Origin of the sequence: Thalassotalea sp. HSM 43 (assembly GCF_004752005.1) — a bacterium.
Lineage (GTDB): Bacteria > Pseudomonadota > Gammaproteobacteria > Enterobacterales > Alteromonadaceae > Thalassotalea_A.
The window spans coordinates 3721762-3738404 of the sequence record NZ_CP038493.1 but is presented as its reverse complement, the minus strand read 5'-3'; the positions used below and the strand labels follow the sequence as shown (position 1 = coordinate 3738404).

At 43.4% G+C, this 16643-nt stretch carries 12 protein-coding genes; 7 read left to right on the top strand and 5 right to left on the bottom strand.

The annotated features are described in order from the left end of the window. Position 1 precedes the first annotated feature (1 nt). Together E2K93_RS16350 and E2K93_RS16345 are read left to right on the top strand one after the other, a co-directional pair. Positions 2-1825: a 2-oxoacid:acceptor oxidoreductase subunit alpha gene (locus tag E2K93_RS16350; protein WP_135440116.1), complete on the top strand. Its 1824-nt coding sequence runs from the start codon at positions 2-4 to the stop codon at positions 1823-1825. After that, on the top strand, positions 1825-2877 hold the full coding sequence (locus tag E2K93_RS16345; RefSeq protein WP_135440115.1) for a 2-oxoacid:ferredoxin oxidoreductase subunit beta: 1053 nt from the start codon (positions 1825-1827) through the stop codon (positions 2875-2877). The genes E2K93_RS16350 and E2K93_RS16345 overlap by 1 nt, the downstream gene beginning before the upstream one ends. A 115-nt stretch (positions 2878-2992) precedes the next feature. Here the strand turns inward: E2K93_RS16345 and ihfA are convergent, their stop codons facing one another. The 5 genes from ihfA to E2K93_RS16320 all read right to left on the bottom strand — a co-directional run bounded on the left by ihfA (position 2993) and on the right by E2K93_RS16320 (position 8864). Further along, positions 2993-3286, bottom strand: a complete 294-nt coding sequence (ihfA, locus tag E2K93_RS16340; protein ID WP_135440114.1) for an integration host factor subunit alpha — start codon at positions 3284-3286, stop codon at positions 2993-2995. Between the two features lie 4 nt (positions 3287-3290). Then, entirely contained in the window at positions 3291-5675 is a 2385-nt protein-coding gene (pheT, locus tag E2K93_RS16335) for a phenylalanine--tRNA ligase subunit beta (protein ID WP_135440113.1), read from the bottom strand. Between the two features lie 13 nt (positions 5676-5688). Beyond that, positions 5689-6669 (bottom strand): phenylalanine--tRNA ligase subunit alpha, encoded by a 981-nt coding sequence (pheS, locus tag E2K93_RS16330; RefSeq protein ID WP_135440112.1) that lies wholly within the window; start codon positions 6667-6669, stop codon positions 5689-5691. Positions 6670-6882: 213 nt separating this feature from the next. After that, on the bottom strand, positions 6883-8085 hold the full coding sequence (locus tag E2K93_RS16325; RefSeq protein ID WP_135440111.1) for an ABC transporter permease: 1203 nt from the start codon (positions 8083-8085) through the stop codon (positions 6883-6885). Beyond that, on the bottom strand, positions 8085-8864 hold the full coding sequence (locus E2K93_RS16320; protein WP_135440110.1) for an ABC transporter ATP-binding protein: 780 nt from the start codon (positions 8862-8864) through the stop codon (positions 8085-8087). The genes E2K93_RS16325 and E2K93_RS16320 overlap by 1 nt, the downstream gene beginning before the upstream one ends. Before the next feature lie 178 nt (positions 8865-9042). Between E2K93_RS16320 and E2K93_RS16315 the strand changes: the two genes are divergently transcribed. The 5 genes from E2K93_RS16315 to E2K93_RS16295 all read left to right on the top strand — a co-directional run bounded on the left by E2K93_RS16315 (position 9043) and on the right by E2K93_RS16295 (position 16563). Beyond that, positions 9043-10689, top strand: a complete 1647-nt coding sequence (locus tag E2K93_RS16315; protein ID WP_135440109.1) for a M28 family metallopeptidase — start codon at positions 9043-9045, stop codon at positions 10687-10689. Between the two features lie 264 nt (positions 10690-10953). Then, positions 10954-12618: an asparagine synthase B gene (gene asnB / locus E2K93_RS16310; RefSeq protein WP_135440108.1), complete on the top strand. Its 1665-nt coding sequence runs from the start codon at positions 10954-10956 to the stop codon at positions 12616-12618. Positions 12619-12723: 105 nt separating this feature from the next. Further along, positions 12724-13701 (top strand): AraC family transcriptional regulator, encoded by a 978-nt coding sequence (locus E2K93_RS16305; protein WP_135440107.1) that lies wholly within the window; start codon positions 12724-12726, stop codon positions 13699-13701. A 228-nt stretch (positions 13702-13929) separates the two neighbouring features. Next, positions 13930-14754: a hypothetical protein gene (locus E2K93_RS16300; protein WP_135440106.1), complete on the top strand. Its 825-nt coding sequence runs from the start codon at positions 13930-13932 to the stop codon at positions 14752-14754. Positions 14755-14874: 120 nt separating this feature from the next. Beyond that, positions 14875-16563, top strand: coding sequence for an RluA family pseudouridine synthase (locus E2K93_RS16295; protein ID WP_135440105.1), 1689 nt, complete (start codon positions 14875-14877; stop codon positions 16561-16563). Positions 16564-16643 lie beyond the last annotated feature (80 nt).

The following is a 16643-nucleotide window of genomic DNA, read 5'->3' as shown; positions in this document are numbered from 1 at the left end:
TATGAGTGAAATTAAAATAAACGATCTTGTTGTCAAATTTGCGAACACCAATGGTACTGGCTCTGCCAGCGCCAACAATATGTTTGCCAAAGCCATAATGCGCATGGGCATCCCCGTGAGCGCTAAAAATATATTCCCATCGAATATTCAAGGCGCACCTACTTGGTATGACGTACGCATCAACGAACAAAACTTTCTTGGTCGTCGAGCAGGCAAATCCGATATTGTCGTTGCAATGAACGCACAGAGCTTTGTCGCTGATATCAATAATGTATGTGATGGCGGTTACTTAATATACGATAACTCCAAACAGCTCCCAGAAACCTTGTTGCGAGACAATATCCACTTTTTAGGCATCCCAATTTCGTCGATTTGTCTGAAAGAGTTTCAAAATCCGAGGCAGCGACAACTATTTAAAAACGTCATCTATGTCGGTGCGTTAGCGGCGTTACTCAATATTGAGTTTGATGTACTTAAAACCTTGGTTCGTGACCAATTTAAAGGCAAAGAAAAATTAATAGCACCGAATATCTTTGCGCTTGAGCTTGGTCATCAATACGCCATTAATCATTTTGATTGTCCGATTAACTATCGTATCGAACGCCGCGACTTAATTGGCAGTCGTATTATGGTTGATGGCAACACCGGATGTGCCTTGGGCGCCCTTTATGGCGGTGCGACCGTCGTTGGTTGGTACCCTATTACACCGTCAACCTCAGTGATTGAAAAGTTTGCCAGTTATTGCCAACGTTTGCGAATTGATCCCGCCAGCGGGAAAAAGAATTACGCCATCGTTCAAGCTGAAGACGAATTAGCCGCAATTGGTATGGCTATTGGTGGTGGCTTTAATGGCGCTCGTTCGTTTACCGCAACCAGTGGCCCTGGTGTTTCATTAATGGCTGAATTTTTAGGTCTAGCCTATTTTGCTGAAATCCCAGTGGTGTTGATGAACATTCAACGTGCCGGCCCGTCAACGGGAATGCCAACTCGAACCCAGCAATCTGATATTACCGCCTGTGCGTATGCGTCACACGGTGACACCAAACAAGTCTTGTTGTTTCCAGACTCACCGGCAGAATGCTTTGAATTATCGGCCATGGCGTTTGATTTAGCCGATAGGCTACAAACACCTATTATCATCATGAGTGATCTCGACTTAGGAATGAACGATCACCTGTCACCTCCCTTTCAGTGGACCGACAAACAGAAATACGATTTGGGTAAGGTATTAAGCATTCGTGAACTCGATAACATGAAGCAATACGGCCGTTACCGCGACGTCGACGGAGACGGTATCTGCTATCGAACAATTGCCGGTACACACCCAAATAAAGGCGCATTTTTTACCCGCGGAACGTCGCGCAACCAAGACGCGGTATATTCTGAAAAATCTGCGGATTATGTTGAAAACATGGAGCGCCTGACGCGAAAATTTGAAACCGCCAAGCACTACTTGCCAAAAGCGGAAATATCCAAAGGCTTACAAAATACAAAAGTTGGTTTGGTTTACTACGGTACGACGTCGCAAGCGATTAACGAGGCACGTTTTATGCTGCAACAACAAGGCATTCCCGTTGATTTAATGCGTATCTTGGCCTTCCCTTTTGGCGATGAAATAAAAGACTTCGTCGATCATCACGAACAGGTATTTGTTATTGAGCAAAATCGCGATGGGCAAATGCGCAGTTTGCTCATTACTGAACTGGAAATTAACCCAAGTCAGCTCGACAGCATTTTAAATTTTGATGGCTTAGCGGTAACAGCGGATGCCATCGTTGACGGCGTTCAAGCACAAATGGACCAACAACAGCAGGAGGTGATCTAATGAGTTTTGCCAAATCGAAATTTCACCATAAAGCGTTACCTAAAAACGAATTGGGTTTAACTTACCGTGATTACGAAGGCGCTATTTCAACACTCTGCGCCGGTTGTGGCCATGACTCAATTTCATCCGCCATAGTTCATGCCTGCCATGAATTGTCTATTGAACCACATCATATTGTCAAAATGTCGGGCATTGGCTGTTCTTCAAAAGCGCCAAATTATTTTTTGAATAACTCCCATGGATTCAATACCGTACACGGACGTATGCCGTCGGTAACCACGGGCGCTAATATGGCCAATAAAAACCTCAAATACTTGGCTATGTCTGGCGATGGCGATAGCGCCTCTATCGGCCTTGGACAATTTGCTCATGTGGTGCGCCGGCAATTAGACATGGTCTATATGGTTGCTAACAATGGTGTTTATGGTCTAACCAAAGGGCAATTGGCAGCCACCTCAGATAAAGGGGTTAAAAACAAAGCCGGTGAAATAAGCCTATTTAATGACATTGATTTATGTACCATGGCTTTGCAACTCGGTGCATCGTTTGTAGCCCGTTGTTTTTCTGGTGATAAAGCCCAGTTGGTGCCAATCATCAAAGCCGCGATGTCGCACAAAGGGTTTGCGTTTATCGACATTATTTCGCCCTGTGTGACCTTTAATAACCATCCCGACTCGACCCGCTCATATGATTATGTACAAGATCATATCACCACCGGCGCGATTACCGATTATGTACCGATTAAAGAAGAAATAACCAAGGAGATCCCTGCTGGTCGCTTTGAAGATATATGTTTGCATGATGGTTCGATTATGCGCATCAATAAACTTGATGCCGATTACGACACGTCCAATCGGATGAAAGCGATCATCGATGTCGAAGAGCATAAACAACGCGGTGAAATATTGACAGGTCTGTTGTATGTCGATCCGACGAGCCGTTCGTTTCACGAATTAAATGAAACGACCGAAACCTCGTTAAATCAAGTGAAGCAAGATATTCTCTGCCCCGGACAACGGGTTCTAGCGAATATTAACGACGGTTTTCGTTAACCTTTCAAGGGGTCAGAACAGTTGAAATTTCAACTGTTCTGACCCCTTGAAAAAAGGATAATAAAAAAGGCTGCAACTGCAGCCTTTTTTTAATGGTTATCATGCTAATTCAAGCTTAATCGTTGTTTGCTTGCTCAACACGGGACTTAAGTTTTTGTCCCGGTCTGAAGGTAACAACTTTACGAGCGGAAATTGGAATATCTTCACCAGTTTTAGGATTACGACCCGGACGCTCATTTTTGACACGCAAATCAAAATTGCCAAAGCCCGACAATTTTACCTGTTCGCCAGTCTCAAGACTTGCTCGAATCTCCTCAAAAAAGTCTTCAACCAATTGCTTTGCATCACGCTTGCTTAGGCCAATTTCTTCATATAGATGTTCTGCGACTTCTGCTTTCGTTAGCGCCATATTGTTAGTCTCTCAATGTTGCGTTAAATTCGCTCTTAAGGGCATCAACAACCTTGGTTACGACATCTGAAATGTCTTTTTCTTCAAGAGTGCGACTACTATCTTGTAGTGTTAAGGCGATTGCTAAGCTCTTGAAACCAGGGTCGATACCTTTCCCTTGGTATACATCAAATAATTCTAGGCTAACTAAATGATTTGTGCCAACCTTTTCAATAAGTTGTAGCACATTTTTCGCATTAACTTGTTCTTCAACAATTACGGCAATATCACGACGGTTCGCAGGGAACTTGGAAATTTCACCGGCTTCTGAGATTTTTTGCGTCAATATTTCGCTCTGCAATAACTCAAATACCAATGTTCTGCCGTTAAGTCCTAGCTTGCGTTCTAGCTCTGGATGAACTGCACCAACATAACCAACTAACGTATCATTACGATAGATTGCGGCGGTTTGACCCGGATGCAAAGCAGCAATATCTGCTGGCGCAAACTGGTAGTCATTAGCAAACCCCGTCAATGCAAGTAAGGCTTCAACATCACCTTTGGCATCAAAGAAATCAACATTGGTTTTATCTAGGTTCCAGTGTTCACCGTATTTTAGGCCGCTGATAACACCCGCTAGCATAGGTTCTTGGCGCACACCATTTTCAGCGCTAGCATCTGGAACGAATCGCAAACCGGCTTCAAACAAACGAACACGAGATTGCTGACGGTTTTGGTTATAAACCACCGACTGCAACAAGCCTGTCCACAAGCTCAAACGCATTACCGACATCTCTGACGAAATAGGATGTGGTAAGGTCATCACCTCTTCACCTGGGTGTAACTGTTCTTGCACCTTAGGATCAACAAATGAATAGGTTATCGCTTCTTGATAACCACGATTTACCAGCGCATTGCGGAATTTAGCAATACTAAGTTTCGCTTCTTTATGGTTACGCATCTGCAAACTTGCCGTCGGAGACACGTTTGGAATGTTGTTGTAACCAAATACACGAGCGACTTCTTCGGTTAAGTCTTCTTCGATAGAAATATCAAAACGATACGCTGGTACCTGTGTGGTCCAAAGGTCATCGGCAAAACTTACCGTCATACCTAAGCGCTCAAGGATTTCAGTAACCGTGTCGGTATCAATGTGAATACCAATACGAGAATCCAGCTTATTACGACGTAAGGTGACTGTACGTGACGCAGGAATATGTTGTTCGCTAACCGCTTCAACGATAGGACCGGCGTTACCACCGACGATATCAAGCAATAACGTTGTCGCACGTTCCATTGCTTGGCGTTGTAATTGTGGATCAACACCACGCTCGTAACGGTGAGAGGCATCTGTATGCAAACCGTATTGACGTGCTTTACCTAAAATAGCTAACGGCGCAAAGAATGCACTTTCTAACAGGATGTCTTTACTCTCGGCGGTAACACCGGATTTCAAGCCACCAAAGATACCCGCCATTGCAACGGCTTTTTGATGATCCGCGATGACCAAGGTTTGTTCTGACAAGGTAACTTCATTGCCATCAAGCAAGGTTAGTTTTTCATCTTTATTGGCAAAGCGAACTTTAATACCGCCGTCTAATGCCGCCAAGTCAAAGGCGTGCATAGGATGGCCAAGTTCTAATAAAACGTAGTTCGTCACATCAACCACAGGATCGATTGAACGAACGCCACAGCGGCGTAATTTTTCAACCATCCAAAGTGGTGTTGCTGCGTTTACATTGACGTTTTTAATGACTCGAGCAAGATAACGAGGGCACGCTTCGCCGGCGTCAATATCAACCGGTAAACTATCATCAATACTTGGTACGTTGTCGCTTATTTCAACTTCGTTAACCGCTAAGTTATTCAGTACGCCGACTTCGCGAGCCAAGCCTTTAATGCCTAAACAATCACCGCGGTTAGCGGTAAGATCCACATCGATGGTCACATCGTTTAGATCAAGGTATTCGCGAACACAGGTGCCAACCGGCGCATCTTGCGGTAGTTCAATAATACCGTCAGCGCTGTCAGCTAAACCTAACTCAGACTCACTACACAACATACCGTGCGACGGTACACCACGTAGTTTGGCTTTTTTAATCTTAAAATTACCTGGTAATACTGCGCCAACTTTGGCAACAGCTACTTTTAAACCAAGACGACAATTTTTTGCACCACAGACGATATCAACGACTTCATCGCCAACATTGACTTTGGTGACTTGTAATTTATCAGCATCGGGATGCTGGCCACATTCAACAACTTCACCAACAACGACATTGGTAAACTCGCCAGCAACCGGATCAACACCGTCGACTTCCAAACCTGCCATGGTGATTTGATGTGCTAATTCTTCCGAAGAGATCTCAGGATTAACCCACTCTCGTAACCAAGATTCACTAAATTTCATGTTATGGGCCTTCCTACTTGAACTGTTTTAAGAAACGAAGATCGTTTTCAAAGAATGAACGTAAATCGGTTACGCCGTAACGTAACATGCTCAATCGTTCAACACCCATACCAAAGGCAAAGCCAGTGTATTCTTCAGGATCGATACCAACACTGCGCAATACATTTGGATGCACCATGCCGCAGCCTAATACTTCTAACCACTTACCGTTTTTGCCTTTAACATCAACTTCTGCTGAAGGCTCAGTGAATGGGAAGTATGACGGACGGAAGCGAATTTCTAAATCTTCTTCGAAAAAGTTATGCAAAAAGTCGTGCAATATACCTTTTAGATGAGTGAAGCTAACATTTTTATCAACCATCAAACCTTCCACTTGGTGGAACATTGGCGTATGCGTTTGATCGTAATCGTTACGATAAACACGGCCTGGAGAGATGATTCTCAATGGTGGCTTTTCATTTTCCATGGTGCGAATTTGTACGCCAGATGTTTGCGTACGCAACACCAATTTTGGATTGAAATAAAAGGTATCATGATCAGCACGAGCAGGATGATGCGCAGGAATATTTAATGCATCAAAGTTATGGAAATCATCTTCAATTTCCGGACCCGTAGCAACGGCAAAACCAAGCTCACCAAAAAACGTTTGAATACGTTCAATCGTTTTCGTGACCGGATGCAAGCCACCCTCTTCCATGGTATTACCTGGAAGGGTTACATCAATGGCTTCACTGGCAAGTTTCGCTTTGATTTGCTCTTCTCTTAGCAATTCGCCACGAGCAAATATCAGCTTTTGTACTTGCTGCTTGGCAACGTTAATTGCTTGGCCAGCTTTAGGGCGCTCTTCAGCGCTTAGTTTACCTAGGCCTTTTAATTGCTCAGTTAGCAAACCTTTTTTGCCAAGGAATTCTACCCTGACCTGATCCAACGCAGCCGGATCGCTAGCAGCTTGAACTGCTTGCTCGGCTTGCAAGATGATATCGTCTAAATTCATATTCCCCTCGGGCGACGTCAATCGCGAGTATGTGGCCTCTGTTCAACAGCGAAATGCGGAAGATTTTTGGACCAAAAGACTAAAATAGAAAAGCGACAATTCTACGCAAAAAATTGTCGCTTATATAGGGGCTTGTGGCATATTTTTTCGATTTATCGAAGTTTTTTTATAAAAAGCCGTTATTTAATTACATAACAATACAAAATCAGCTGTTTAGCGAAATAATACCGACTCTTTATTAAACCAATAAACACAAAAAGCGAGGGAGGCAAAGGCGAAAATACCAGTCGAGGCAAAGATGGGCACCATATAGGCAAAATCCATCGTACCTTTGAGCAATTCTTTAATGGCTAAGGCGACATTAGAAATCGGCACTAATGCCCACACACCATCAAGATTGATACCTGGGGTCATGCCAACGATGACCGGAAATATCACCAGAACGGTCAGTGGCCCCATGTAATTTTGTGCTTCTTTATAACTGCTCGCATAAATGGATATGGCCAATAGCAAGGCGGCAAATATTGAACAGACAGGGATCAGCAATAAAATCACCATGATAAATTCAAAAAAGCCAACCGCAGCAAGTACCTGTGCGACTTCATCAACACTAAACACACGGCCAACCAAAAAGGTCCAAAACACCATGGATAATATGGTTATCACTGCGGTCATAATCGCGGTGGTTAAAATACAAAGAAATTTGCCAAACACTAATGAAAAACGCGATACCGGTGTTAACAATAAGGTTTCAATGGTGCCCCGCTCTTTCTCGCCGGCACCAACATCAATGGCTGGGTACATTGCCCCTGTTAAACATAATGGGATCAACAAATAGGGAATAAAGCCACCAAGCTGTTCACCAAAGCTCTCTCGTTCATCTGCGGTGTCAACCTCTTCTAAAACAATTGGTTGCTTGAATACGTCAAATTGTTCGCGGCTTAAGCCTAATTGGCTGAACATTTCTTGTTGCAAGTCTTCGGCATAGCGATCCATCGCATCTTCAAGCTTAATGCGACTGCCGCCAATGACTTTTGAGCCATTAAAAAATATTTTCCAAGTCGATTTTTCTGAGGCGTTTTGATGTTTATTAAATTCCGGATCGAGAACAATCACCAAATCAACTTGCTCATCTTTGATCGCTTTTATATACGATGCTTCATCGCTAACCTCGACATCAACCTTTTTAAAATCATTGTGGTAAAACAATACGTTGGCAAAATCCGGTGCCGCCTCTTCATTAACGATGACGTATTTGACGATTTTTTCACTTTGCGTAATCGCGGCTTTGGCGCCTAAAAAACCCATTAAAGCAAAAATAACCGGAAAGATAACCAAGGGTAGCGCAATGATAAAAAACAAGGTTTTCTTATCTCGCAGCAGCTCAATAAGCTCTTTTATAAAGACTTGCCACATTAGCTTGCCTCCCTTAATACATTCATAAATGCTTTACGTAAGTCAAGATCATCAGCATGCTGTTGAAAATCGTCGACGGTTCCGTCGAAACATGAATTGCCCTGAAAAATAACCGAGACTCGATCAGCCAATAAAGCGATTTCATCTAGGTGATGGGTCGAAAAGATAACCGCGGTGCCCTGACTGCGAATGTATTGCACAAATTCCATAATCGTTTCTGTGGCCATAATATCTAAGCCGGTCGTCGGCTCATCTAAGACGACCACCTCTGGCTCATGGATCACTGCGCGAGCTATCGATACTTTCTGTTGCATGCCCGTCGACAGGTGTTCAACTCGGCGATCCAAATAGGCGGTAATCGCTAAGTTTTCGTAGATGCGTTCTGCGTCGTTTTTTAAAAATTCATCATTGACGCCATGTAAACGTGCAAAAAACTCAATGTTTTCACGCGCCGTAAGGCGCCCATATAAACCGGTTTTACCCGATAAAAAGCCAATTTTTTCTTTTGCTACTAAAGGTTTTTTTAACACGTCGACGTCATTGACGATAACTTGACCTGAATCGGGTTTTAATGCGGTGGATAAGATTCGAAGCGCTGTTGTTTTGCCGGCCCCATTAGGCCCCAGCAAGCCAAGCACTTCACCTTTTCCACAGTGAAAACTAACGTCTTTTAGAGCGTAAAACAGGTTGCCGTGGTCTCTTGGGTCGACCTTATTCGAATCCAGCGATTTCTTTGCTTTTGTGACAAAGCATTTGCTCAGATTTTCTACTGAAATCATGAAGTTCCTTTTACCATTGGGGGAGGATTTTTTGTTGTCTTGTTAATTAATTGTAAACGTGTTTTAACACATGGCAATCAATAACGACATATTCAGGTAATTATTTGTAACCAATACTTTATTTCAGTTGCATGACACGTTACATTTAGTCACACTTTTTGCAATCGTCAGGAATGCTATGAAACTAAATAAAATAATGATGATGGCGTTTGGCGCTGGTGTTTTGGCTAGCTCTGCTGCTAACGCTAAGTCATTCGAACGCGCTTACAACGATATTTCCGAAAAATCCCTACACCAACATATAAAAACCATTTCATCTGATGAATTTGAAGGTCGCTTACCGACGTCAAAAGGAGAGAAACTGGTACTGGACTACTTAACCAAACAATTTAAAAAAGCCGGTTGGCAGCCAGGTAACAACGGCAGCTTTCTGCAACCTGTAGAATTATCTGAAATCACCGCTTCTCCAGAGATGAGCTTAAGCGTTGCTGGTAATGGTCAATCCGCTGAGTTTAAATATGAACGTGATATGGTGCTTGGTACCTCTCGAGTCAGTAAATTTGAACAAATCAAAGACAGCGAAATTGTCTTCGTTGGCTATGGTATCAATGCGCCAGAGTACAAATGGAACGACTATGAAGGCTTAGACGTTAAAGGCAAAACCGTGGTGATGTTGGTCAACGATCCAGGTTATGCTTCACAAATTCCGAGTCTGTTTACCGGCAGTGCCATGACCTACTATGGTCGTTGGACGTATAAATATGAAGAAGCCAGTCGCCAAGGCGCAGCTGCGGCTATTATTGTGCACGAAACCGCACCAGCATCGTACCCTTGGTCGGTAGTGACTAATGGCTGGACTGGCCCACAATACGTATTATTCGACAAAGATGGCAACAAAGATCGCGTACAAATTGAAGGTTGGTTAACACTGGATGCCACCCGTGACCTGTTTAAACAAGCGGGACTTGATTTTACCACGTACAAGAACAAGGCAATGCAAGGGCCAATCAATAAATCCCTTGGTTTAACCGCGTCAGCGACGGTAAAAAGCACCATCAAGAATTCGACATCGCATAACTTTGTCGCTACGTTACCGGGTTCTAAACGCCCTACCGAGCAAATACTGCTTACCGGTCACTGGGATCATATTGGCACAAGTGAAGAAACCGAAGGCGACACCATCTATAACGGTGCTCACGATAACGCAACCGGTATCAGTGGCATCATTGAAATTGCGAAAGCGTTAGCATCACTAGATCAACGCCCAGAGCGTTCAATTACCGTTGTTGCGACCACCGCTGAAGAGCAAGGTTTGCTGGGTTCGAAATACTATGCGGAAAACCCAATCTATGCCCTAGCAGATACCGTTGGCGTGTTGAACATCGACAGCATGAACATTTTAGGTCCAGTAAAAGACTTGGAAGTTCGCGGTTTAGGTAAGTCTGAACTTGAAAAATACCTAAAAACAGCAGCATTAAAACAAAAACGTAACTTAGTTAAAGAGTCTAACCCTGCAGCAGGCAGCTATTACCGTTCTGATCACTTTAACTTTGCTAAAGTTGGTGTGCCAGCATTGTACGCGGGCGGTGGCAGCGAACCTCTAAATAGTGACGTCGCAGCATACCGTAAGAAAATTTTACCTAAAATGCGCGCTTGTTATCACCAAACCTGTGATGAATATAACCCAGAGTGGGATCTAAACGGTGCGGTGGATGATGCCAAGGTACATTTTGATATTATTTATCAATTAGCTAACTCACAAGATTGGCCACAATGGTCAGCAACAAGTGAATTCCAGCGTCAACAACCGGTAAACAAACAGTAATGGCTATGCATTAAACTGTTTAATTTGTCATGAATTGGAATAAATATTCTAATTTATAGCGAATGGCTATTGATTTTTAAATGTAAATAGCACAATTTAAAAGCATGAGAAGTTTATTCTCATGCTTTTTTTATGGGTGTTAGGAAAGATCATAGCCATTAAGGCGGTTTCCTTAGACATTTGTATAAAGGTGTATCACTGTTAAATCAGCGTTATTAATTTCGATTTTGGTTAACCGGGGCTGCCCCCAAAGGAAACAACACTATGTGTTCAATATTTTGTATTTTGGACATTCAATCCGATGCGACCAGTTTGCGTTCGCAAGCGATTGAACTGTCAAGACTTCTTCGTCACCGTGGACCTGATTGGTCGGGTGTTTATGCAAACGACAATGCGGTTTTGGTGCACGAGCGCCTGGCCATTGTAGATACCGAAAATGGCGCACAACCTTTATACAACCAAAATCGAAATCACGTGCTAGCCGTTAATGGTGAAATCTACAACCATAACAACCTTGAACATGCCCTTACCGTCGACTATCAATTTCAAACGAAATCTGATTGCGAGGTGATTCTGCCGTTATATCAAGAGTTTGGTGCTAGCTTTATCGACCAACTTGAGGGCATGTTTGCCTTTTGTCTTTATAATGAAGATGACAACAGTTACCTTATCGCACGAGATCATATCGGCATTATTCCGTTGTATACCGGGCATGATGAACACGGAAACTTTTATGTTGCATCGGAAATGAAAGCCTTAACGCCGGTGTGTAAATCGGTAAGCGAATTTCCACCGGGTCACTACCTATGCAGCAAAGAAGGCGAGATCAAGCCATATTATCAACGTGATTGGCAGGAGTTTTCTGCCATCGAAAACAACAGTACCGACATTGATAAATTGCGTGAGTCTTTAGAGTCTTCGGTAAAAAGTCACCTAATGACCGATGTACCTTATGGCGTATTATTGTCTGGCGGTTTAGATTCGTCTTTGATTTCTGCCATCACGCAAAAGTTCGCCGCGCGACGCGTTGAAGAGAATGATTTATCAGAAGCTTGGTGGCCAAAACTGCATTCGTTTGCTTGTGGTCTTGAAGGCTCACCAGACTTGGTTGCTGCGCAAAAAGTTGCCGATGCAATTGGTACCATTCATCACAGTGTTACCTTTACCGTACAAGATGGCCTTGATGCCATTAAAGAGGTTATCTATCACCTCGAGACCTATGATGTCACCACGGTTCGTGCCTCAACACCAATGTATTTGATGGCACGTAAAATAAAAGCCATGGGCATTAAAATGGTGCTTTCAGGTGAAGGTGCTGATGAAATTTTTGGTGGTTACTTATATTTCCACAAAGCGCCTAATGCCAAAGAGTTTCATGAAGAATTGGTGCGCAAATTAGACAAATTGCATATGTTTGATTGCCTTCGAGCCAACAAAGCAATGTCCGCTTGGGGTATTGAAGCGCGTGTACCATTTCTAGATAAAAACTTTCTTGATACGGCGATGCGTATCGACCCAGAAGATAAAATGTGTAAGAACGGACGCATTGAAAAGCATGTGTTGCGTAGCGCATTTGAAGGATACTTACCTGAAGAAATCTTGTGGCGTCAAAAAGAACAGTTTTCAGACGGCGTTGGCTACAATTGGATTGACAGTTTAAAAGAGTTAGTTGAACAAGAAGTCAGCGATCAACAACTGGCAAATGCGGCGTTTAAGTTTCCGCATAACACCCCAGAGAGTAAAGAAGCCTACTTCTATCGTCGCATCTTTGAAGAGCATTTCCCATTAGCGTCAGCGGCAGAGTGTGTGCCAGGTGGTAAGTCCGTCGCCTGTTCAACAGAAGCTGCCTTGGCCTGGGATGAAGCATTCCAAAACATGGCCGATCCATCAGGTCGCGCCGTCAGTAGTGTACATAACGAAGGCTACTAAGCTAGGTTACTAACATAGGCTACTAAGCTAGGCTGTTTTACAACAAAGGTCGCGAAAGCGGCCTTTTTTATTTATGCTTTAGTTATTAGCAACAAGGGCATAAATTTGCGAAACATATTCTTTCTGACATCTTGGGTATTGCAACCTCTTGGCGATATTTTAAAGCAACACAATATTGACATAGAGCAGGCTTGCAGCCAGTCACTGTTTCCTGCAAGTGCATTAAAACAAACGGATGTGGTGATCAGTTGGGCGTGTTTACGGCGCATGTTTCGCGTTATTGAAGACCAAGCCGGCGTACCGGATTTGGGCTTTGAATTGGTTGAAAAGATTAGAATCAGTCACCTCAAGCCATACCTTAATTACGCTGCTGATAACGCCACCACCATTGCACAAACCCTCGAACAGTTTATCCAGTTAAATAACCATCAAGCCAGTAATGCCGAATTATATACTGACGCCAACACGGATGGTCTCTGGTTATGTTTTGAACAACGACAATACGCCGATACGCCACTGCATTCATTTGAACAGCTGATGGTAGCCACCTTTATTGAAGTGATTCGCTATTTAACACAAAGCGATTGGCAGCCAATGCTGGTTGGTATCACTAGCAAGGTGCACAACTTAGGACACCATCAATACCTGAATAACGTCACCGTCGAGCAAAACCATAGCTCTAACCGAGTATTCGTTGAACAAAGCATATTGCAACAAGCGCCTTACATTAGTGGTGACAAGCGTTCAGATTATATTGCCAGCAAAGACGACATTGTTGCCGAGCTAACGTTAGTACTAACCCCTTATTTGCGCGAATATATTCCAAGCCTGCCACAAGCGGCGTTAATCACCGGCATAAGCGAACGCAGCATTCAACGTTATTTGCAGCAGCGCCAACTTAGCTATCGAAAGTTCATCGAAATGTTGCGTATTCGCAGCGCTAAACTGTACTTAAAGAAAGGCGAGATGTCGGTAGCGGATGTTGCGGAAAAACTGCACTACACGCACTATAATAACTTTTCTCGAGCCTTCCAAAAATCTACCGGTCAGTCACCAAGTCAGTATAAAAAATTGCATTGTTAGTGTTATCGCTCTTGTCGTATCGACCTTGCATGCTGGGTTTATAAACCCGTGCTATTAATCCGCCAATATCTAAGCCTTAACATTTGCCCATATATCGCCCCAACCTTGTACACTTTTTCACCAACTTGTAAAAAAATGTCTTGGCGTAAAATGATATAGTGATTTGCCCATCGAGTGTTTAATATGTCGCCACTGTTAACAAATACCGGTTCACGAACAAGGTGACGTATGAAATATTTGAAATCAATGGTTGCAATCGCCGTGTTGCCTTTATTGGCCACAACACAGGTTAATGCCAAAGAAGTCAGCGCTGAAGATGCGGCAAAAGAATTGGCTAACCCCAATACTGCCTTTGCTAGTTTAACCTTTAAAAATCAATTTAAATCGATGGAAGATGGCCGTGAGATTTCACACACCCTATTCCAACCGACGTTGCCTTTTATGCTTGATGATGGTGACAAAGTGATTTTCCGCCCTGCGGTACCGATTGTTTATGATAATGGCAATGGTGAATCCGGCATTGGTGATTTAGGCTTTGATTTGGTTTACGCACCAAAAGCAGAAGACCCGACCGACCTGCTCGCCTATGGTATGGTTGGCTCATTACCCATCGGCAACTCAGATATAGGTGCCGGTGAAGTCACCGCCGTCGGTCCGGCGTTGTTTGTCGGTAAATTTGTAGGCAAAGGTAAAACATTAGTTGGTGCCTACACCTCACATCTAGAAAGTGTAGACGAAGGTGATTTAGGAGAAGCCGGTGAAATGAGTATCACCTCATCACAATTAATGTACATCAATATTGGTGATGGTGGTTGGGCTTATGGCTCGGCACCTAAAATTGAATACAACCACAATGCAGAAGATGAAAAACTGACCCTACCGGTTAACTTTACGATTAGTAAAACCACCATCATCGCCGGTCGACCATGGAAATTCGGTTTAGATCTTGATTACTACGTGCAAAAAGATGAAGACTTTGGCCCGGATTATATGGTCACATTCAGCATCACGCCAGTTGTCGAAAACATGTTCAATACCTGGTTACACCAGTAAACACATAAATTAGACATAACAAACAAGGCTCCTTAGGGAGTCTTTTTTATAAACCGTACCTCAACATTGTTTTAAATGATAAACTAAGCGTATACAGACAAAGCCTACTTTTCTTAAAAAATGCCTCAACAACCAAACTGCTTCCATGCATTTCAACAAGACGTTAGCGCGATTAAATTACCGGCGCGGTTCACCTTTCCGTTTTATTATCAGCCACACCCCTTAGCTGAGATAGCCGCTGAGCAATTGCAACAAACGTTATTAACAAACAATAATTGGCAGCATAATTTTGGTCTGAATGCTGATGATGATCCGGACAGTGCTGTCGGCAAAATGTTTGGTATTTTGGTTGTCCAAGATCAACAAGGCCAACTTGGCTATTTAAGCGCTTTTTCCGGCAAAGTAGCCGACACAAACGCCCTACCAGGCTTTGTGCCACCTGTGTTTGATATGTTATCTAAAGACAGTTTTTTTAAAGATGATTTGGCCATCATTACTAAAGTAAGTAATGAATATAAACAAGCACTGCAGCAACCTTTATATAGCCAATTACAGCGCCAAGTTAGCGAGCAAAATCAAGCCTTTGATAAAGCGTTAGCGCAGTTTAAAGGTGACGCCAGTGAGCGAAAAGCTCAGCGTAAACAACAAAGAGCACAAGCCAAACAAACGTTGTCAGAGCAAGACTACCTAGCATTTGAACAGCAACTCAGCCAAGCCAGTGTCATCGATAAGCTTAAACTTCGAGATTTGAAGGTGTTGTGGCAACAACGTATTCAAGCGACACAACAGAGCTTAGATAGCGTTGAGGCGGAGATTCAATCCTTGGCTAAGACTCGTCGTAAGCTTTCCAATAGATTGCAAAAACGCTTATTTTCTCAATATCGATTTTTAAACAACCTTGGTGAGCGCAAAGATCTCAATGATATTTTTGCTGAAACACCGTTTAAAGTGCCGCCGGCAGGCGCTGGCGAATGTGCTGCGCCAAAACTGTTGCAATACGCCTTTGAACAGGCACTCGCGCCTATCTGTATGGCTGAATTTTGGTGGGGCCGTTCGCCAAAATCAGAAATAAGACGACACAAGCACTATTACCCATCGTGTTATAGCAAATGCCAACCAATACTTGGCCACATGCTCGAAGGCTTGGCCTTAGATGAGAACCCTTTGTTGATTAACCCAGGCAAAGATAAGCACCTGGCTATCGTCTACGAAGACAATGATATGGTTGTTGTCAATAAGCCATCGGGCTTGCTCAGTGTACCGGGCAAAAACATTGATGACTCGGTCTATTCGCGCATTAAACGGCAATACCCACAAGCGACCGGCCCCTTGATCGTTCATCGCTTAGATATGTCGACCTCAGGCTTAATGGTATTGGCGTTAACCAGTCGTGCCAACAAAGCACTGCAACGCCAGTTTGTCGAACGCAGTGTTAATAAAAACTATATTGCCGAGGTCACCGGCATAGTCGAGGCTGACGAAGGTGAAATAACCCTACCGCTGACACTAGACATTGATGATAGACCAAGACAAAAAGTGTGCTTTGATACCGGCAAGCCTGCCCACACCATTTACAAAGTGATGCAACGCACGGCAACGACAACACGCTTATCCATGTACCCTAAAACCGGACGCACCCACCAATTACGTGTGCACTGTGCCCATCCGCAAGGTTTAAATATGGCGATTGTAGGCGACGAACACTATGGTACTAAAGCCGATAGACTGCGTTTACATGCCGAATATTTACAAATCAAACACCCGATTACTCAGAAGGTGTTAAGTTTCAAAGTGGCCGCTGAGTTTTAATTAACTCTTAGTCGTTGACTACTGTTGGGTGTTTTAAGGTGCTCAATACGCCCTCTGGTAAATACAAATTAAGCAACAAA